Consider the following 18,626-nt stretch of genomic DNA (forward strand, 5'->3'; position numbering starts at 1 on the left):
GACGTGGGAGCCGAATACAGCGAACAAGTTTACTTGTTCATTTTTGAGCCGAACCTGTCATGCGCTCTGCGCAATGACGTCGCAACTATTTGATTCTGTGGCCATTCAGGTTGAAGCGCTTGCCGTTCTTTTCGATGTAGAGCTTCTGGTCTACAAAGCGAAGCTTCGGAGCATCGCTCACCTTGGCCCTGCGAGAAAGCGGACGGGCTTCAATTCCTGCAGCAACGCCATCCACAGCAAAGCTCGGAGCATACCCGGCGTTGATGGCCTCGATAGCACCCGCAAGGTAGGCAAACGGAGCATTCCAGTTAATCGCCACCTCGTTTGTCGCATAACTGCAGCGGTTGTCCGTATAGGATGTCGCCGGCTTGCCTGTCCTGTAGTCCTTGCATTCCCAGGTCTGGGAGCCAATGTCTTCGCCACCGGGCTGCGGGCCGCCAACAATCATGCCAGGGACCGGGTCCTTCACGCCATCAGCCGTACTCGGGCGGTGGTGAGGCATCATCGGGGATTTCGTGCCATAACCCGTCAGGAAGGACATGTCGAGCGGGTTCTTGCCGAGCAGGTAGTCGAGCACCTTGGTCGCCGCGACATAGTACTTCTTGTCGCCAGTCAGGTAGTAGGCATGCAAAAGCCACACGCCCTGGTTACCGGCCACGGAGTTGGAACCCCAGTAAAAGTCGTTATCGCCCATCACGACACCAAAACCTGTCGTAGAGCGCGCTTCAAAATCATCGGCCACGCTCAGCAACGTATCTTTCGCCACCTGAGCCACATTACCAAATTCAGTGGCATGAGTCGCCTTGCCGTAGGTAGCAAGGCCCGAAACGTCGGCCCAGCCCGGCAGGTTGTGAGATGCTCCGGAAGTCTTGTAAGAGGCATCGCCCGTAGTCACGAAAAGTTCCGTACCGGCAAAGTCCTTCTCGTCGCCAAGCGAACCGTCGGCATAGGAACCCGTACCGACATCGGAAGGATTGTTGAACTTGACATTCGGATTCTGTGCACCCCAGGCATAGGCCTTCTTGGCAGCCTCCAGGCACTTATCTGCGTAAGAGGCATCGAAGGGCCTGTACACGCGGGCGGCCACGGCCATCACGGCAGCAAAATCAAACGTGGCGGCAGTACCCTTACCGATAACATAGAGTTGTTCCGTATCTTTATTGGGCATCACGTCGCCCGGGAACTGGAGCGTGGTCAGCTTGTGGTAAACTGCGCCGTCGCTCGCCTGCATGGTAAGCATCCAGTCCAGGTTATACTTGATTTCGGCAAGCAGGTCCGGCAGGTTTCCATCGGCAGGGATGTTCCACTTGAGCGTCTTGAAATAATCCGGGAAGTGCTCGTACAAAGAAAGGAGCGTGTAGGTGGTAATGCCCGAATTCACGATATAGCGGCCGTAGTCACCGGCATCGTACCAGCCCTTGCTCGACTGGAGCGAGCCCGAACCGGCGGACTTATGGAGCTGGGCAGTTTCGTTCGTATGGCCCGCTGCACGCTTCCACTGGCCCGCGTAAGTTTCCTCAAGAGCCATGGAGGCACGCTGGTAATAATACCACTTGAGGCTCGCCTTCGCCACATCTTCAAAAGGCTTGTCTGTAACTTTCAAGTCCGAGCGGAGCACCTGTCCACCCACCTTGATAGAGTATGTACCGGGAGTCTTCAATTCCGAGAAATCCACCAGCTGCACATTCTGCCCGCTCGGTGCCCAAGTCGAGGATTCGCCTGGAGTCACGGTCAAGACAGTAGAACCAGAAGCATTGACAATTTCAACATTACCGGACCCATCGACCAAGGCAAACTCCTTGGAATCGCCAGAACGGTAACCGACCTGGTTGATGTAGGCCGTCGCAGAGAAAGCCGCCGTCGAAAGCGAAAGCAGCGCAATCGTCATAGGAACATACTGTTTTAAGCCAAATTTGGTCATCTCAGGCACTCCTTTCTTAGTACATCCATAAATCTACCCTAAAAAACAAGAAAAACGTCCACCTTTGAACCCAAAAGTGGACACAAGTGTACCCATTGCGCTTTATTTTGCGCTTTTTTCGCTATTTGCTACTTGATCAACGCGGCAGTCAGCTTACGGGCTTCGGCGTCGGCTTCGAGCACCTGGTCGAGCGTCAGGTGACCCGTCACGTTCGGAGCACCGGCCATAATGGTTTCCACATGGCGCGGAATGTCGGTAAACTTGAGGTTACCTTTAAGGAAGGCGTCCACGAGAACTTCGTTCGCGGCATTCATCATCGAAGGCACGATACCGCCGCGGCGGCCCGCTTCAAATGCCAAAGCAAGGCAGCGGAACTTGTTGAAGTCCGGTTCGAAGAAGGTCAGTTTCGCGAGCGTCGGCAGGTCGATGCGCTTGGTATCGAGCGGCAGACGGTCGGGCCACGTGAGCGCCACCTGAATCGGGATGCGCATGTCAGGAGCGCCGAGCTGGGCCATGAGGGAACCGTCGCGGAACTGCACCAAGGAATGTACCATGGACTGCGGGTGAACCACCACCTTGATCTGATCATACGGAATGTGGAAGAGGAAGTGAGCTTCGAGCACTTCGAGGCCCTTGTTCATCATGGAGGCAGAGTCGATGGTAATCTTCTTGCCCATGCTCCACACCGGGTGATTCAAGGCATCTGCCACGGTGATGTTTTCAAACTTTTCAATGGGCCATTCGCGGAACGGGCCACCGGATGCCGTGATTTCGAGGAATTCCACTTCGTGTTCGCGCTTACCGCCTTCGAGGCACTGGAAGATGGCGCTGTGTTCGGAATCGATCGGCGTAATAAAGGACTTCGGATTTTCGGCAAGCTTGTCCCAAATGACAGGGCCTGCCATGACCATGGTTTCTTTGTTTGCAAGAGCCACATGCTTGCCGTGTTCGATAGCGGTAATGGTCGGGAGGCAGCCCACGGCACCCATCAGCGAGTTAATGATGATATCGGCCTTCGGGTCGGCAGCGAGTTCGCAAAGGCCTTCCATGCCCACGAGCACCTTCATGCCGAGTACACTCTCGAGTTCCTTCGCTGCATTCGGGTCGAACATGCACACGCGTTCCACCTTGTACTTGCGCACGATTTCGGCAACTTTGGCCACACTGCTGTTGGCGGCAACGGCGTAAAGATTGAAAATGTCGGAATGCTGGTGGATGACATCGACGCTAGAAGTACCGATAGAACCGGTCGCACCGAGAAGAACTACGTTTTTCATTTTGAAGCCTCTTTTTTATACAGCTAAAAAGATAAAAAATATCTATAATTTAAACATGCTCGCAAACGAAGTTAACGCCCTGATTAAAAAGCTCTCCCCGTTCATGGAAGAGAATTCGGAAATTTTCCGCGAGCTCATGACGTTTTTCGGGCAAGGTTCCAGGATTGACGTTCACCACGGCGACCTTTCAAAGTTCCTAGGCCACAAGCGGCTTTACCGCGTAATTCGCCTGAAGGGCGATAGCTACAAGGACTGCGTTTACCAGCTGGTAGACAACTATCCCGAATCGATGGAAGCGCTCGGAATGCTGCGCTACTACAAAGCGCCAACAGGTCCCGTGCGCTGGGAAGAGGTAGAAGCCGCCGAAATTGCCATCGGCAAAGAACTCACCATGGCTGCCTACGGCTGGATGCCAGATGCATGGACTTTGTTCGAAAAAGGCCCAAATACAGAAGGCAATGAAGGCGGCGAGCACACTAACGCGGGCGAGCACGAACTCGTCGCGATTCTTGCGTTTGACTTAGGCGAATAATCGCGACTTATAAAAGGAGATGCCGGGTCAAGCCCGGCATGACAAAGAAAGCACACTTGTTTTATTGTTTCAGGAATTCGAATAGCGTGATTCCCGGAAGTTTGCCTTTGCGGCTTGCCAAGTAGTCCTTCAGCGGAAGTTCCAGCACCCGCTTTTTGAAGGCGGCATGGCGCAGCACAGGCAGTTCTCCGTCGCGGAAAACAACAAAGCCTGTATGAGTCGCATCCAGGTTATCCATGTTGGCGACAAAGGCAACACCCGTTACCATCAGCGGACCATCGTAGGGCTTAGATGCCAGTTCCACGGCGCGGTCGTATGGCAAGTAGCGCAAATCCATCGGAGCATCGGGAGTGCTGAACTTGATTTTCTTCGCCTTGAAGAAACTCTGCCTGGGCATAGTGCGTTTGACAACCGTGTCTCCCGGCACCTGCATCACGCGGGCAAACTTGCCTTCGCCGACCCAGTCGGCAAGCAGATAATGCTTGCGGTGAACATAGTCGATGATACCATCCTTGTAGCGAATCTTTTGAAGCAACGGCGCAATCGCATTTTCATTCGGAGCAATCGCCATCGCAAGCACATGTTCCAAGTAGGTCACGCAATCTACCGAATCCATGTAGACAATCGGCTTGTTCTCGATCGAATCCAGGTAGCTCTCGCCCATGGGACCAAGCCTATAGGGAGTTCCCTTCATCATGCGGGAGAAATATTCGAGCCTTGCGGCAAGTCCCGCCACGTTCTGCGCCGAGAGCCACATCTGTTTCATCTTCATCAGCGAGGCGTAGCTGTCGTTCGCCTTGAGCACTAGGCGGGTCCACAAGGTGTCCAGCACATCCTTGAGCTGCGCATCGGAATTTTTCCCTGTTTCGTTCAGGTACATTGCCACAGCAAGCGTGTCGCCGTCGAGCGCATAGATGTACCCTACCAGTCCGTGCACCTCGCCGATAAAGCCAGTCTTGAAGCGCGTTAGCCACGGGTACGGCAATTCCAGCATACGCTTGCCACCCGTACCTAGGCCTGGGCCTGCAAAGCTGTTGATGTAAAAGCGGCCCTTGGGGTGGCGCGCCATCTTTGCAAGCAGCGCAGTTTCGGTAGAGGGCTTCACCTTGTTCTTTGGAGAAAGCCCGCAGCCGTCCCACACTTCAAAGTCGGCGGAATCCAAGCCCATCTCGGCAAGGAACTTCATTTCTAGGGCACGGCCACTTTCGACGCTGCCCTTGCCCGTCTTTTGTGCACCCATGTTGCGGAACAGGGTCTCTGCATGCATGTTCTGGCTGCGCTGGTTGATTTCGTCAAGAATGCTTAAAAGCGGCGCCGCCGTAAACATAAAATTCTTAATCTGAATTCCCGCAGCGACATTCTTCTTTTCTGCATACGCCACGCCCCGTTCCTTGAGCGCATGGATAAAGGCCGCCTTGAAGTACGCAATCGGATTACGCACCGGGAGCACCAACTGACTGGAATCTACGCCTATTCCAATGGCCCCGCCAATCGTAATTTCTGGCTTTGCGGAATCCAGCGCCCAGGTCCACTTGCGTTTCTTGCCGGGAACCGTCAGCATTTCATTTTTCAGAACCACGTAGCCCACATCGGGGAGAATTTCTGCAATGGCCGTATCCCCCACATTTGCTCCGGGCTTAAAGCGAATCATCGTGCAGTTGTCGTTAAATCCGAGCGGAGCGATTTCGGCTCCGTACCACGCATCGTAAAAATTCTTGCGCCAGTGTTCTGCGCGCCACGGGCCCGCATAGTAACTAGTGTCCAAGGCCAGTTCGCCCGCAATCGAATCGATTCCTAGCGCATGGATCGAATCCGCCATGGCATAGAGCATGTGGAATGGGTCGGCGTAGTAGCGTCCCGAAAAGTTCGGATCCCCCGCGCCGTGGATGTTCACCGTTCCCACAAAAGTCCTCTTCTGAACGCTTCCATTCAACGAGACTTCTGTCTGCGGAGCATAATCGAGCGGCAAGTAATGAATCGCCGTTGCCGTGGTAAGCGTCTTCAAGGTGCTTGCGGGGGTAAACTTTTCGACACCACGGATATTACCCAGTTCAAGGCCCGTCTTCACGGAACGGATCGAAAGCCCGTAACGCGAACCAGGAACCATCGAATCCACATACACCTGGAACGAATCCAGTTCAAAATGAGCCAGGGCAAGCGAAGCAAACAGACAGATAAAACAGAAAATTCTTTGCATAAGCCCTAGCGTTTACGGACACGCACGATATAGACAAACAGCAACACGACCGCGATAACACCCAAAGCGGAGACAATCACCAGACGCAAACTGATTTCGGAGTTTCTTTCAGGAACGCCCAAATCCTTAGCATACTTGATCTCTTCGACAGGTTGCATCAAAGACTCTTCCACCTTCGACGAAAGGTCCTTTACAGCAGACTCCTTGTGCTTCAGGATACCATTGATTTTTTCATGTGTTTCCACGACAAGCCTTGCCGTCATGCGCTGAACATCGGAACCACCCCGGGCAATGTTTCTGGCAATCGCATTCACCATGTCATTGACAACCATTTCGATTTCACTCCACTCGGGAATGTTCTCACAGCTGCGGCCATTGTGTTCCAGGCCATTGATCAAGTTGTTATAGCGAGAATCCTGCATCCAGATGCGAATCAGACTTCCATCTGGAGGAATAAATCCACTCTGTCTGGAGTAATAGTCGATATTGTCGGCTCGAACCATGAACAGGAAAAGATCACGGGCCGCTGCGCGCTTTGCGGGATTCGCGTTCTTCGGCAGCGTCAGGTGGCTACCGCCGACAAAAGTAAAATTGCCGACCGGCCCCTTAGGCGACGTCACCGAAATCAAGCCGTCCTTAGCAAGGGGACTTTCCTTGAGGCCTCCCACTTCTGTATCAAACTCAACCTTGCGGATGAATTCCGATGTACCAAAAAGAATCAGCTGCTCAGACCGTACAAAACGATTCGCGGCTTCGCTGGAATTTTCCTTAAGGTTGTATGGCGATATGTCCTGATCGTAGAGCAGCTTCAAATAATGGCGGAGCCCCACAAGAGAAAGAGAATCCACCAGGGCGCTGCGATATCCCTGTTCCGTTTCCGTCACGAAATCTCCACCAAAGTTCCAGAGGAAGGGAGAGAGCTGCTGGTAGCCCGTCCAGTCATCCTTGACGCCGAACTCGAACGGAACCACAGGCACACCATCTCCATTGACCACCTTGGCCTCGGCCACGGCTCGCAGCACACCAAAGAACTGCGAATAGGTTTCAATTTCGCTATCATGGAGGCCAAGCTCTAGCCAAAGGCGCTCGTTGACAAAGAGGCCTCGGACATCCAGGAACCAGGGCAGCGAATATACCGTGATGTCACGGCCAATGTGCGCCGACTTCATTGCCTCGGGATAAAAACGGCTAGTGTCGACCGCATCAAGCAGGTCGCCAAGCGGAGCAATCAGGCCCGCCTTGGCAAAGTAGGGGACCCAGCTCGATCCGAGCTGCACGACATCGGGGAAATCTGTGCCAGGGAGAGCTTCGGTCGAAAGCACCTTGTTGAGTTCCACAAATGCAGAGCTCCAATCCAGAAAACGAATCTTGACAGGCTGGCCGCTCTGGCGCGTATACTTTTGCATCAGGTTCTGCAAGATGGAGCCCGTATTGATATCCTGGTCCATTACCCACAGCATAAGCGTATCGGGCATCGGGGACGCGGCGCGAAGTTCTGGCACGGCATAGGAACGATTCACTCCGCAAAGAGCGAACACCATTGCAAACACGATGCCAAACAGACTTCTCAACATAGGCTCCATTCTTACGACAACATAACTAATATACAAACAAGTTTACTTTGCAATCCGCAAGAAGTCTTCGAAATACTTCGGATAGGTCTTGTTGATGCAGGCAGGGTCCATAATCTTTATCGGAACGCCACCTAAAGCGACCAAGCTAAAGCACATTGCCATGCGGTGGTCATTGTAGGTCTCGATGGTTGCCGGCTGCAGCTTTGCCGGCGGCGTAATCGTAATGGAATCGGTCGTTTCGCGGACTTCGGCGCCCACCTTGCGGAGTTCTGCCGCCATCGCGGCAATGCGGTCAGTTTCCTTGACGCGCCAGCTCGCAATGCCCGAAATCGTCATCGGGGCATCGGCAAACAGCGCAAGCACCGCAATCGTCATCGCCGCATCGGGAATCTCTATTGCATTGAACTCGCCTAGGCTCTTGAGCTTGCCCTGCGGCCCCGCACATTCCACCCAGTCGGGCCCCATCGTCACCGTAGCGCCCATTTTCTTAAGGACTTCTACAAAGGCGACATCGCCCTGACGGCAATCGCTACCCACGCCGAGCACGCGGACGCGGCCCCCTGCAATGGTAGCTGCGGCAAGCGGGTAGCTCGCAGAGCTCGCATCACCTTCGACCATGTAGTCGCCCGGAGACTTATAGACTCCCTTGGGCACATAGAAATTCGTCAGGTCGCTATGCTTCACCTCGATACCGAAATGTTTCATGACATCGAGAGTCAAAAGGATGTACGGGGCAGAAATCAGTTCACCTTCTACATGGATGTGTAGAGGAGTTTCTGCATAGGGAGCGCAAATCAGAAGCGCCGTCAGGTACTGGCTCGAAATGTTTCCGCGAACCGAAACAGAACCTCCCCTTAAGCCGTGGGCATTGATGCACACCGGCGGAAACCCGTCCGTTTCCATGTAGTCAATATCAGCTCCCAGCGAGCGCAAGGCATCCACCAGGTCTCGGATGGGACGTTCCTTCATGCGTTCTTCGCCACTCAGGTGAAATACGCCGCGACCAAGGGCAAGGGCCGCACACAGAGACCGCATCGCCGTTCCCGCATTGCCCAGGTAGAGCCCGTCGAAGGATTTGCCTTCGTCGAGCAATTCCGAAGGAGCGTCAATCGGCCCGGCGTTACCTTCGACAACAGCCTCGGTAAAGTCCTCGGACATTTCCACATGGATCCCGAGCGACTTCAAAGCCTCGCCCATGTAACGGGTATCGTCGCTTTTCAGCAGGTTATGCAGACGCGTCGTACCTTCGGCCAAGGCCGATATCAAAAGGACTCTATTCGTAATACTTTTGGAGCCGGGAACGCGAAGTTCTCCGTCATAAGACGACAATGCGGGAATCTGAATATGATTGGGGCGAAAAAAAGGTTCTTCCATAGGCGTAAATTTATAAATTAAATAGAGTATAGACCAAACGGAGTTCCAAATGACAAGCGAAATCACCGACCTCAAATTTACCGTGCGCTTTTCGGACTGCGACGAACACGGCAGACTCAAGCTGTCGCGCCTGTTCCAGTTTATGGAAGAAGCGGCCATCGCCGATGCCGAACGGAACGGCTTTGGAATATGGCAGATGATGAAGGCCGGCTACACTTCCGCCATCACGCGCATGAAGGTTCGGCTCAACCACACGCCGCTCATGGGAGAAACCCTGAGCGTGTCCACCTGGATCAAGGAAATCTACAAGGACAAGGTCGTTCTCAAGGACTACGCCGTCGTCGACAGCCAGGGCCACGCCCTTGCCGAAGGGACTTCGTCCTGGATCCTTGTGAACCTGAAGACGGGCTATGCCGAAAACCCTTCGCGAAGCCCCTACCCCTTCCCGGTGCAGCTCGAAAAGAGTGCGCTCCCTGAAATGCTCCAGGTTTTGCCGATGGGCGAAGACCCTAGATTAGTTTATACGGAACAGGCCCGGAACAGCGACCTCGACGTAAACCACCATGTGAACCACTGCCGCTACGTGGACTGGATCATGGACTGCCTTTCCAAGCAGGAAATCAAGGAAAGGGGAATCCGCTCGCTCCAGCTGAATTTCGTGAACCAGGTGCCGCTCGGCGGCCGAGTCGACATCATCCGCTTCAAGGATACCAACCACCACGCGGTATTCTTCGGAATGAACGCCGACATGGAAAAGACCCCGACCGCGAACCGCTGCCACTTTCAGGCGCGAGTCGGTTTCAGCGGGTAATGACGCCGACATTGGGCCACATTTCAAAAGCGATGCTTCCGTGCAAATCGGTGCGGAACACCGACGACGAGTCCCCTGTCACAAGCTCAAGCTTTCGAAGGACCTCTGCCGTCGGGTGACCGTAGCGGTTGCCCTTTCCGACACTAACCGCCGCAAACCGAGGCGAAACCTGCGACAGGAACGGAAGCGTGCTGCTTCCCGAGGAACCGTGGTGCCCTACCTGCAGCAGTTCCGCAGACAATTTCGGCGAGAGCTCGAGTAGGAGGCGCTCCCCAAGCGAATCCAGGTCGCCCGTCAACAGAAGCGAGGCTTCGCTCTCCTGGTCAAGCGAGACCTTCATCACGACACTTGCGCGGTTTTCGCCAAAGCGGCCATATTCGGGCGGCCACTGAACCGAAAGATTCAGGCAGTCCGAAAACCAGACCGAATCCCCGCGCACAAGCGTATCGACGCGAAGTCCCAAACGCCGAGCAAGCACAAGCACGCTGTCGCTGATGGCAGTCGATGCCGTATCGGGCCCCACCAAAAGGCGCCCTATGTGCAGGCGACCCGCCATAACCGCCGCCCCCATCTCCAGGAACCCGCCCACATGGTCGCGGTGCCCGTGGCTCAAGAGAATCCAGGAAAGCGAATCGATCCCGCGGGCAAGCAAGGAATCGACCACCCCCACTGAATCTGGACCCGTGTCGTACAGCGCAAACCGTCCCCCATTTTCCAGCAGCACGGCAAGCCCCTGCCCCACATCCAAAAAAGTCACCCGGACAGGCTCCGGATCGGCGCTCCCCGAAGATTCGTAGGTGCAGCCCGAAAACAGGATTCCCAGGGCCACCGACCAAGCCAAGCCGCAAATAAACACCCAGAAGAACACCCAACCATTGGCATTTCGATACGAAACCATAAGCAAATCCTTCATCTAAAAGAGGTTCCTCTTTATATATACGCCGTTTTTTATTATATTTACCCATAACGCGAGGTTTTTTATGCAATTACCCAAGTACAAGAAGAAAAAGCGTATCAAGCTGAAAGTCTGTCAAGAACCCGGCTGCGGCCGCGAATTCTGGGGCCACCCGATCGCCAAGTACTGCGAATTGCACCGCGACATCAAGCAGCGCCAGAAGCAGAAAAAGGATGTGGACAACATCGAGTCCAAGAACATCATTTTCCGCCACAACTACACGGAATCTATGGATCTCACCTTCAAGTGCTGCCTCGAAGGCTGCAACGAAATGTTCACCATCCGCGTGTTCCCGAAACAGTACATTTACCCCCGCTTCTGCGAAGAACACCGCAATGATTTCAGGCGCGCAAACTTCCTGCGCCTGACGTCCAAGCTTAAAAACGGCTAAAAATACGACTTTTTCGAAAAAAATTGACATGCCACCCTTGAAATTTGGGGTGGCTTTTTTATATTTGGGCTCACACTCATGGTGGGTGTAGCTCAATTGGTTAGAGTCCCAGATTGTGATTCTGGATGTTGTCGGTTCGAGTCCGGTCACCCACCCTTAAAAAAGACCCTGCGAAAGCGGGGTCTTTTTTTGTTCCAGTCCGCAACGCCCTGGCTAGGGGACCACTACGTAGTCCCTCGCTAATCGGCTCGGCAATGCAGAAATGCCAGCATTTCTGCGCAGCTCTCGCCTCATTGCTAGTCTTTTACACAACGAACTGAATATCCGTAGGACTTGTTGAAGTCGACCACGAGCGCATCCTCGAAGTTGTACTTCATGTACATGTCGTACGCGTATTTGCTAGCGTACTCAGTCGAACTCCAGAAGTCCGCGAAGAGGCCAGCATCGTAGAAGTGATCTTTGTCGATACTGTAACCAGCAGGCAAGGCGCTGAACCCGAAAGCATCCGTGCCGTTTCCATCATTGTACCAGCCAACCTGCGACTTGAGAACCACACCCGCGGTCGATTGATTGCCCACCGCCGTAAACAAAGCTTTCCATTCCATTCGTGTTGGCAGATGCCAGCCCTTGTCGCAAATGCCCTGTACCGTCGAAGAAAGGTAACAAGCCTTGCCGTCACCGCAATTCCGCGGGTTTTCCGCATCGTTCGCCAACTTCACCGAGTCTATGGCCGCCGCCCAAGTGTACAAGCGACCTGCCACATCGCAATTCTTAGGTTCATTATTGAAGCACCACGACCAATCGTATTTCGCATCGTCAGAACCACCCTGTCCTGGGTCATAGTTCAAGTTTTCAGCCATCCAAGTCTGGTCTCCAATCTTCACAGTTTTATAAACCTTCCCATCACGAGAATCAACAATGGAATCATATTCAATATTTGGATTCAAGTAAGTTTCTTTCGGCAAGCTCCAATCAAAACTACCCGAAGAACTCGACGAAGATATAGAACTCGAAGATGCTACAGAGCTGCTAGAATTAGGCATAACCAAGCCGCCATCCTTCACGCAACGGACAGAGTACGCATTATCCTTATTATTATCGTATATTTCCACATCGTAGTCTTCTGCATCGAAACTGATATAAGCGATCATCGTAGCATAATTATAGGTCCAACCATAAAAAGTCGAATCACCGGGTCGCTCATATACATACAAAAAACCAGCCGTATTCCCTGGCTCCATGTAATAGGGAGTACCTCCGTCAAGAACCATTGCAAGAGCACCAACTCTATAACCGGCGGGCAATACCGAAAATCCAAAATCATCCGTTCCAATATTCTTTAGATCACCCATAATGTAACTAACATGTCCCCAGCCGCTTTTCGACATAAGCTTATCAGCAACTTTAAATGTTTGGTGTACATTCATATCTGGGCGGAGCGGATTCTCACTCTTGACATCCGCCCCCGCCGTAATGAATAAAGCCTTCCATTCATCGGCATCAGGCAAATGCCAACCACTCGGACATGCGCCTCGCACAGTCCCCTCAAGTGAACACTTTACACCAAGACCACAGCCCTTGCCCGCCGAGCCAAAAGCTCCAATACTATCTACAGCAGCAGCAATCGTGTAAAGACGTCCATACGTTTCGCAATATTCCGCACTATCGTTGTAACAGTAACTGTTCGGCGTTTCATAATTCAGGTTCTCAGCCATCCAAACTCGACCACCGATATTCGTTGTTCTATAAGTCTTTCCGTCGCGCAGGTCCTTGAGCGTGTTCGCAGTTGCATCATACCTACTGCCCGCATCCGCCTTTGCGGAACTGCTGCTGGGGCCCTTGCTGGACGAAGATGTAACACTAGAAGACGATGAAGGGGCTTCCCCGCTCGAGCCGGGAACGACATCAGCCGAAGAGCTGCTAGATGTTTCAGCAGAATCAACATCCTTGGAACTGCTAGACCGTGTTTCTAAAACGGAGTCCGGGATGGCAGCGACAATGTATTTCTCGAACGCAGGGATGGTATCGGCAATGCCCAGGCCTTCAAGATTCTTGCGAATGTTTTCAAGCCCGTCACCTACCACAGTAGCGACAATCCATTCCGCAATTGCCTTCTTCGTTTCGGCATCATTCCACTCGCCGCTTTCGGCAAAGGAATCTTCAAACCTTTCTATGCGCTTTGCAAGTGCGGCAACATCGGCATCGCCCTGCATCATCACGCTTACGGCCAAAAGTGCGGCGTTACCATCACCCGGGCCGAAGATGTTCAAGTCTTCGGAATTGTCGAAGTCGCCCGCAATGCCGAATGCAGCAAGCACCTCCTTCTCGGCCTGCGCCTTCGCTTCCTCGAACTTTTTGTCCTTTTCGGTCACGAGGTACATCAGGCGTTCGTATTCCAATTCCGTGAGTACGTTGATGTTCACATTCTTGCGGTCCTTCAAGTCGGTCAGTGCATGGAGCGTAATCTCGCCCGCAGACTTCTTGCCGGTAACTTCATTGCGGTATTTACCCGTTACCTCGAACAACGCGCACGAAGACGAAAGCGTCACGTTGTCAAGTGCAAAGTCGCCCTTGTCGCTATTGACCTGGCCCTCGAAATATTCGTCCGAGATTTCCAGCGTCTTGCAGTCAATCCCCTGCACCGTCACGGCGGAACCCTTCACGAACGGGCCCTTTTGCGTAAGCCCAGCCACGTCCAAATCCTTGACAGCGACAACACCCGCATCTCCCGAAGCGCCGCCGGCGACACTCTTGTCGTCGGAACCGGAGCATGCGACCAAGAACGCCATAGACGCAAGCGCACAAACTGGCACCAGGCGCGACCCTAAAATGCCATTCATCCTTTTTCTCATTTCCTTTCTCCCTTTTTATTCATATTCTCGTTTTTAAACTCAAGCCGTTCACTCAACGGGAACAACTGCACGTTCAGGCGGTAGACCTGTTCCGTTTCGTCTTCCTCCGTCGCAATCGCCACCACGCGGCGGTAATAATCTTCAGTCTCTTTCTTGATACGTTCGTACGCACGACGCGTAAGACCAAGCGTGTACCCCGACATCATGCGCTCCGAAATCGGCAGGTCGATTGCCTTGACGGCAAACTCCCCCATCTGGCGCTGCAAATCGCGAGCGGCCAGCGGCACGGCCTCCACAGGCGCCATTTTAATCGTCTTGTCTGTCTGGCGGTAATTGCCGTCGCGATCCTTTTTCAGGAGCTTCGCCTTCACCAAAAAGTCGAGCGTTTCGGAAACTTCCGCCGCCGAAATTTTCGGCTTACAGGCATGCGCAATTTCTAGTGGCTTTGCTCCCGGCATGTGCGGCGCCAATTCGCGAATCACGGAATTTTTCCAGGACTTAAAATACTTGAACTCTTCGTCACCCAGCACGCGAACCTTGTGAGCATTGGCCAAAGCGCAGCGTTCCTCAAAAGCGGCCTTTTTAGCCTCGCTGCTCTTTGCATGCGCGTACGAAACCATCAAGACAAAATATTCGTATTCAAAACCGACAAGCCCCATGGCATTTGCCACCGAGCCTGCCGAGCCGACGCTCAAATTCTTTTTCCCTTCGCAGACATACTGCAGGAACACCGCCGACGAAAATCCGGCTTCCTGGGCAAACTTCTGCCACGAAAACACAGAACTGCGCTTGCGCTCTTCGTAGTAGTCCCGGATATACTTACGGTAGTCCGTATATTCAACGATTTCCTTCATGGGTACAAATATACCTACTTTCGCTAAATTTAGGATATAAACATTGCGTTTTTAGCTAAATTTTACCAATTTCTATTAAATTCACAAAAATTAAGTATTTTTAGAACATGATTTCATATTCTAGGAACATGATTACGATAAAGCCAAACGGTCAGCCGAACGGTCATGCGTGAGCCGCAAGCGGCATAGCGTAAGCATGCCGTGACGGCGAGAGTGAGGCGATATCACATTTTTATGAATACAATAGAGCCGAACGGTCATAAAAAGAACCCTGCTGATTACTCTGCAGGGTTCTCTCCTAACCATCCCCCAGCCCGAATCCCTCGGGTCCAAATCAGGGGATTATTTCCTTTCCCAATCCTTCACGCAACGAATCGGATAATATTCAGAAATATGAATTACCGAATCATCCTCGTTCCAGTTCCATATATTCCTGACGCGGAAACGGTAAGGCGATCCACCTTCTAGGAGAGAGAACGCATATTCAAAATCAACATAATAACCCACATGCTTTGTATCAAGCGACACCTTTGTCCCCGAGTCCACATACTGCAAGTATACCAGAAGTTCCCGGGTCTCATAGTCGTCCCTCAACACATCCCATAGGTAATCCCATTCTTCATAATAGGGAAGGTGCCAACCGTCAGGACAAACGCCTTGAATAAATTCATCGTAGAGCATTTTATTCCAAATTTCCGCATCTTCATCCTCGCTAACAAGATTCCTATCAATCGGCCACCCCAACGCCTGATAGCCGAAGTATTCCCTGCCAACTCCAGGAACATAGCGAGTTTCCTCTTTGACGCCGTTTGTGGGTTCATATTCCAAAAGGCTCGCCATCCAAGTCGCAATCCGGCCACTCTCCATTTTGATATCCAGAGTTTTGTACACATGGCCATCTCGTTCATCGACCAAGGTGCCATATTTCCCAGTGGTATCCACAGGAGGATCCCCTTCATCTCTCGGACCCCTATAGAATTTCCAGATACCATCACGGCAAATGACATGGCTATAGAGGCTATCATTAAAATGTGTCGTCCGACGGACTTCATCCTGATTATCACAGCGTTTCCATGTCGAATCCCAAGGAGAAGCAAACTGGTCCAGATACCTTTGGAAATCGGGAATATCCGCCGCACCCAATTTTGCAAGGTTATTCTTTACCTTTTTGTAGACTCCATCATGACTATCCATGGACACAAAACCCTTCAATTGACGGATCAACGTTGAATCATCCCAGACGCCGTCCTCTTCCAAGTCCATCGCAATAGACGCCAGGCGACTCGTCACTTCGCCGACATTGGCCGCAGTAAGCATCATCACAGAAATTGCAAGAAGCTTCGAATCGTCAATGTCAGTACCCATGATATCAAGCTGATCAAAGGACTCCGTAACATCGGAAAAACCAAATGCAGCCATCACTTCATTTTCGGCCTGGTGTTTTGCCTCGTCGACAGGCACGCCTTCCTTGACCAAATAGCGAATACGGTTAAACGACAAATGAGTCAGAACATTGATATTGACTTGGTCACGATTTTGCAAATCGACAAGACTGTTCAGCGATATTTTCTGAGTCGAAGTATCGCCCGTCATTTCATCGATGTAGTAGCCGTTTGCCACAAGCCAGGCATAGCGATCATCCAGCTTGATTCTTTTCAGGGAGTATTCCCCTCGGTTATTGTCTATTTCCGTGGAAAAATGCGTTCCCGTCTGAATCAGCCCCTCATCCATTCCATAAAGGGTTACTTCGGTTCCCTTTACGAAAGGCCCCTTTTGCGATGTTCCGTAAATAGTTCTGCTTCCTTCTGACATTGCGGAACTTGAATCGTTCTGACTGCATGCCGCAAGGAGCATTCCTAGAACAAACAAAACGCTAATTTGTTTATATCCCTTAGACATATTAATCCTCCATAAACCAGCCATTCAAAACATCATGCAACATCTGTGAATCAAACCGTTCATAGTCATCTCCCGCAAGGATGTCAGCAAAATTGTCTAGATAATTCTGAACTTCTTCACAGTATTTTTCGGGATCCTCTTCATACTGTGTATAATAAGTTTTATAGTCTCTAGAATGCCAATGAGCAGTCCCATACTCCTCACCAAAGAGGATATGGTCGACAAAGGTGCTGATTTTTTTCAGAGCCTTGTCGGCATCCCCGCTATTGTTGATATTCAGATTTTCAGAATCTTCCACCAAATCATCGTAGTAGAACGTCTTCATCAATTCTTGACGGGCCTGTTTCTTGGCTTCGGTAAAGGTCATTCCTTTCTTTATCAAAGCAAGCGTGCGATCGTATTCCAAATGCGTCAGCACATTCACGTTAACCTGATCTCGATTGCTGATATCCGACAGCGCGTTCAGGCTGATTTGACACGCCGAATTTTCGCCCGTCTGTTCTCTTTTATAGTAACCGGTAGCCGTAATTCTCACATACTGGCTTTCCAAATTGATACCATCAATCTTGAAGTCGCCCTTGTCACTACGGGTGGTCGCAAAGAACTCCCTACCCGTCGGCTTAAAGTTTCCCGACGCCGAAGTTTCCTTGAGGACGATGCTGGAACCCGTCACGAACGGGCCCTTCTGTACGACGCCTGCAAGATTCTTGTCCACAATAGCAACAACGCCTTCTGCCTCTTCGCTCGTGCCGGCGGTTTCAAAAGTAGAACAGGCCCAGAACGCCCCACCAAAAGCGAGAGCGGCAAGACTCGCAAAAAACTTTCTCATACCATCCAAACTATTACGCATTTTCAGCCTCCTTTTTTCCCATAACAGGCGCCCTATTCAAATTTTCAGATAGCGGGAAAAGCTGCATGTTCAAGCGGCAAACTTTTTCCACCTTTTTGTCAGCCGAGACAATCGACACAATGCGTTTGCGGCACTCCGTGAGTTCCTCGACGACCTTCTCGTAGCTTTCGGCAGTCACGCCCATGGTAACGCCGCTAAAGTGGCGTTCCGAAATAGGCAACTTGTCCAAAGCCTCGAGCGCGAATTCGCCCATCTGGCGCAGCAACGAATGCACCGCCACCGAGACAACCTTTAGGCGCCCCGTGGTGAGAGAACGATTCGTCTGCTGGTAATGGCCCTCCGCATCCACAGTCAAGAATCCCGCATTCAACAGAAAACGCAAACTATTGCTCACATCCGCCGCCGAAATCGGGAGCCTACAGGCCTTCGCAATCTCGTGTGGCTTGGCCCCCGGCATCGCCACGGCCAATTCACGGACCACAGAATGTTTCCACGTTTCGTAGAACGTGTACATTTCACTGCCGAGGATTTTCACATGGTGCGCCGAACTCAATGACTGCATTTCTTCGAAACACTTTTTCTTTTCCCGGTCCGTCTTTGCGCTTTCGTATCGAACCATCAAGACGAAGTAGTCGAACTCAAACCCCAGCAACCCCATTGCCAAGGCCGTCTTCTTTGCTCCTTCCTCCCGAAGCCTTGTCTTGCCATCGCAAACCAGCTTCAGGTATGAACCCGATGCGAAACCAGCAATCTTTGCAAACTCGCGCCAGGTAAACGCCGACGTGCGCTTGCGTTCGCGGTAGTAGTCGAGTACGTACTCGCGATAGTCCTTGTATTCAATAACTGATTTCATCATGATTATAAAATAGAATTTCAAAGAGCACTATGCGACATTATTGCTAAAACAAAAATGGCGATTTTAAGCAAATTTAAGCACTTTGCAATTCAAGATTAAAATTTTTAGTGATTCATAAAACAAAATTTGGGTTTTATAAAACAAAAAAAGGAACCCACCCGCACAGCGGGTGGTTCTTCATATACGGGCCCTGCCCTAGGTTACTAGCGACGCGTTCGACGCGTTGCGCAGTCTGACACCTGCGTGCGGTCCTTACCGGCGAGCCCGTAAACGGGCTACATCT

General features: G+C 51.9%; 14 protein-coding genes and 1 tRNA gene. 4 read left to right on the forward strand and 11 right to left on the reverse strand.

Going from position 1 to position 18,626, the window contains the following annotated elements; genetic code table 11:
• Window positions 1-85: 85 nt before the first annotated feature.
• Both ACKI61_RS09940 and dxr read right to left on the reverse strand, forming a co-directional pair.
• Window positions 86-1,921, reverse strand: a complete 1,836-nt coding sequence (locus ACKI61_RS09940) for a glycoside hydrolase family 9 protein (RefSeq protein ID WP_407457570.1) — start codon at window positions 1,919-1,921, stop codon at window positions 86-88.
• Window positions 1,922-2,049: 128 nt separating this feature from the next.
• On the reverse strand, window positions 2,050-3,198 hold the full coding sequence (gene dxr / locus ACKI61_RS09945; protein ID WP_407457571.1) for a 1-deoxy-D-xylulose-5-phosphate reductoisomerase: 1,149 nt from the start codon (window positions 3,196-3,198) through the stop codon (window positions 2,050-2,052).
• 55 nt (window positions 3,199-3,253) lie between these two features.
• Here dxr and ACKI61_RS09950 point away from each other — a divergent pair, with 55 nt between their 5' ends.
• Window positions 3,254-3,730: a hypothetical protein gene (locus ACKI61_RS09950; protein WP_407457572.1), complete on the forward strand. Its 477-nt coding sequence runs from the start codon at window positions 3,254-3,256 to the stop codon at window positions 3,728-3,730.
• Between the two features lie 61 nt (window positions 3,731-3,791).
• Here the strand turns inward: ACKI61_RS09950 and dacB are convergent, their stop codons facing one another.
• Genes dacB through aroA form a run of 3 tightly spaced genes read right to left on the reverse strand, consistent with a single transcriptional unit; the run spans window position 3,792 to window position 8,875 of the window.
• Window positions 3,792-5,927, reverse strand: coding sequence for a D-alanyl-D-alanine carboxypeptidase/D-alanyl-D-alanine-endopeptidase (gene dacB / locus ACKI61_RS09955; RefSeq protein ID WP_407457573.1), 2,136 nt, complete (start codon window positions 5,925-5,927; stop codon window positions 3,792-3,794).
• Between the two features lie 5 nt (window positions 5,928-5,932).
• Entirely contained in the window at window positions 5,933-7,501 is a 1,569-nt protein-coding gene (locus tag ACKI61_RS09960; RefSeq protein WP_407457574.1) for an extracellular solute-binding protein, read from the reverse strand.
• A 42-nt stretch (window positions 7,502-7,543) separates the two neighbouring features.
• Window positions 7,544-8,875 carry a 3-phosphoshikimate 1-carboxyvinyltransferase gene (aroA, locus tag ACKI61_RS09965; RefSeq protein WP_407457575.1) on the reverse strand — a complete coding sequence of 444 codons (1,332 nt, stop codon included), beginning with the start codon at window positions 8,873-8,875 and terminating at the stop codon, window positions 7,544-7,546.
• A 49-nt stretch (window positions 8,876-8,924) separates the two neighbouring features.
• Between aroA and ACKI61_RS09970 the strand changes: the two genes are divergently transcribed.
• Entirely contained in the window at window positions 8,925-9,686 is a 762-nt protein-coding gene (locus ACKI61_RS09970) for an acyl-[acyl-carrier-protein] thioesterase (RefSeq protein WP_407457576.1), read from the forward strand.
• On the opposite strand, the gene ACKI61_RS09975 is transcribed toward ACKI61_RS09970, so the two are convergent.
• Window positions 9,676-10,599, reverse strand: a complete 924-nt coding sequence (locus tag ACKI61_RS09975) for a ComEC/Rec2 family competence protein (protein ID WP_407457577.1) — start codon at window positions 10,597-10,599, stop codon at window positions 9,676-9,678. The genes ACKI61_RS09970 and ACKI61_RS09975 overlap by 11 nt on opposite strands.
• Before the next feature lie 67 nt (window positions 10,600-10,666).
• On the opposite strand from ACKI61_RS09975, the gene ACKI61_RS09980 reads away from it, so the two are divergent.
• The gene (locus ACKI61_RS09980; RefSeq protein ID WP_407457578.1) at window positions 10,667-11,032 is read left to right on the forward strand and encodes a hypothetical protein; all 366 of its coding nucleotides are present in this window, start codon (window positions 10,667-10,669) and stop codon (window positions 11,030-11,032) included.
• Between the two features lie 81 nt (window positions 11,033-11,113).
• Window positions 11,114-11,187 (forward strand) — tRNA-His (locus ACKI61_RS09985).
• 141 nt (window positions 11,188-11,328) lie between these two features.
• On the opposite strand, the gene ACKI61_RS09990 is transcribed toward ACKI61_RS09985, so the two are convergent.
• From ACKI61_RS09990 to ACKI61_RS10010, 5 genes are all read right to left on the reverse strand, one after another.
• A complete protein-coding gene (locus ACKI61_RS09990) occupies window positions 11,329-13,884 on the reverse strand; it encodes a fibrobacter succinogenes major paralogous domain-containing protein (RefSeq protein WP_407457579.1) in 2,556 nt (851 codons plus the stop codon).
• Window positions 13,881-14,738 carry a TIGR02147 family protein gene (locus ACKI61_RS09995; RefSeq protein WP_407457580.1) on the reverse strand — a complete coding sequence of 286 codons (858 nt, stop codon included), beginning with the start codon at window positions 14,736-14,738 and terminating at the stop codon, window positions 13,881-13,883. The genes ACKI61_RS09990 and ACKI61_RS09995 overlap by 4 nt, the downstream gene beginning before the upstream one ends.
• A gap of 342 nt (window positions 14,739-15,080) precedes the next feature.
• Entirely contained in the window at window positions 15,081-16,637 is a 1,557-nt protein-coding gene (locus ACKI61_RS10000) for an FISUMP domain-containing protein (protein ID WP_407457581.1), read from the reverse strand.
• A gap of 1 nt (window position 16,638) precedes the next feature.
• A complete protein-coding gene (locus ACKI61_RS10005; protein WP_407457582.1) occupies window positions 16,639-17,487 on the reverse strand; it encodes a hypothetical protein in 849 nt (282 codons plus the stop codon).
• Entirely contained in the window at window positions 17,480-18,343 is an 864-nt protein-coding gene (locus ACKI61_RS10010; protein WP_407457583.1) for a TIGR02147 family protein, read from the reverse strand. Before ACKI61_RS10010 ends, ACKI61_RS10005 begins: the two co-directional genes overlap by 8 nt.
• Window positions 18,344-18,626: the final 283 nt, after the last annotated feature.

The organism is Fibrobacter sp. (assembly GCF_045601785.1).
GTDB lineage: Bacteria > Fibrobacterota > Fibrobacteria > Fibrobacterales > Fibrobacteraceae > Fibrobacter.

What these genes read in the sequence shown, in the direction of transcription:
- ACKI61_RS09995 (WP_407457580.1), bottom strand. Translation starts at nt 14,738, where the DNA reads ATGAAGGAAATCGTTGAATATACGGACTACCGTAAGTATATCCGGGAC.
- dxr (WP_407457571.1), bottom strand. Translation starts at nt 3,198, where the DNA reads ATGAAAAACGTAGTTCTTCTCGGTGCGACCGGTTCTATCGGTACTTCT.
- ACKI61_RS10000 (WP_407457581.1), bottom strand. Translation starts at nt 16,637, where the DNA reads ATGTCTAAGGGATATAAACAAATTAGCGTTTTGTTTGTTCTAGGAATG.
- ACKI61_RS10010 (WP_407457583.1), bottom strand. Translation starts at nt 18,343, where the DNA reads ATGATGAAATCAGTTATTGAATACAAGGACTATCGCGAGTACGTACTC.
- dacB (WP_407457573.1), bottom strand. Translation starts at nt 5,927, where the DNA reads ATGCAAAGAATTTTCTGTTTTATCTGTCTGTTTGCTTCGCTTGCCCTG.
- ACKI61_RS09975 (WP_407457577.1), bottom strand. Translation starts at nt 10,599, where the DNA reads ATGAAGGATTTGCTTATGGTTTCGTATCGAAATGCCAATGGTTGGGTG.
- ACKI61_RS09940 (WP_407457570.1), bottom strand. Translation starts at nt 1,921, where the DNA reads ATGACCAAATTTGGCTTAAAACAGTATGTTCCTATGACGATTGCGCTG.
- aroA (WP_407457575.1), bottom strand. Translation starts at nt 8,875, where the DNA reads ATGGAAGAACCTTTTTTTCGCCCCAATCATATTCAGATTCCCGCATTG.
- ACKI61_RS09970 (WP_407457576.1), top strand. Translation starts at nt 8,925, where the DNA reads ATGACAAGCGAAATCACCGACCTCAAATTTACCGTGCGCTTTTCGGAC.
- ACKI61_RS09960 (WP_407457574.1), bottom strand. Translation starts at nt 7,501, where the DNA reads ATGTTGAGAAGTCTGTTTGGCATCGTGTTTGCAATGGTGTTCGCTCTT.
- ACKI61_RS09980 (WP_407457578.1), top strand. Translation starts at nt 10,667, where the DNA reads ATGCAATTACCCAAGTACAAGAAGAAAAAGCGTATCAAGCTGAAAGTC.
- ACKI61_RS10005 (WP_407457582.1), bottom strand. Translation starts at nt 17,487, where the DNA reads ATGCGTAATAGTTTGGATGGTATGAGAAAGTTTTTTGCGAGTCTTGCC.
- ACKI61_RS09950 (WP_407457572.1), top strand. Translation starts at nt 3,254, where the DNA reads ATGCTCGCAAACGAAGTTAACGCCCTGATTAAAAAGCTCTCCCCGTTC.
- ACKI61_RS09990 (WP_407457579.1), bottom strand. Translation starts at nt 13,884, where the DNA reads ATGAGAAAAAGGATGAATGGCATTTTAGGGTCGCGCCTGGTGCCAGTT.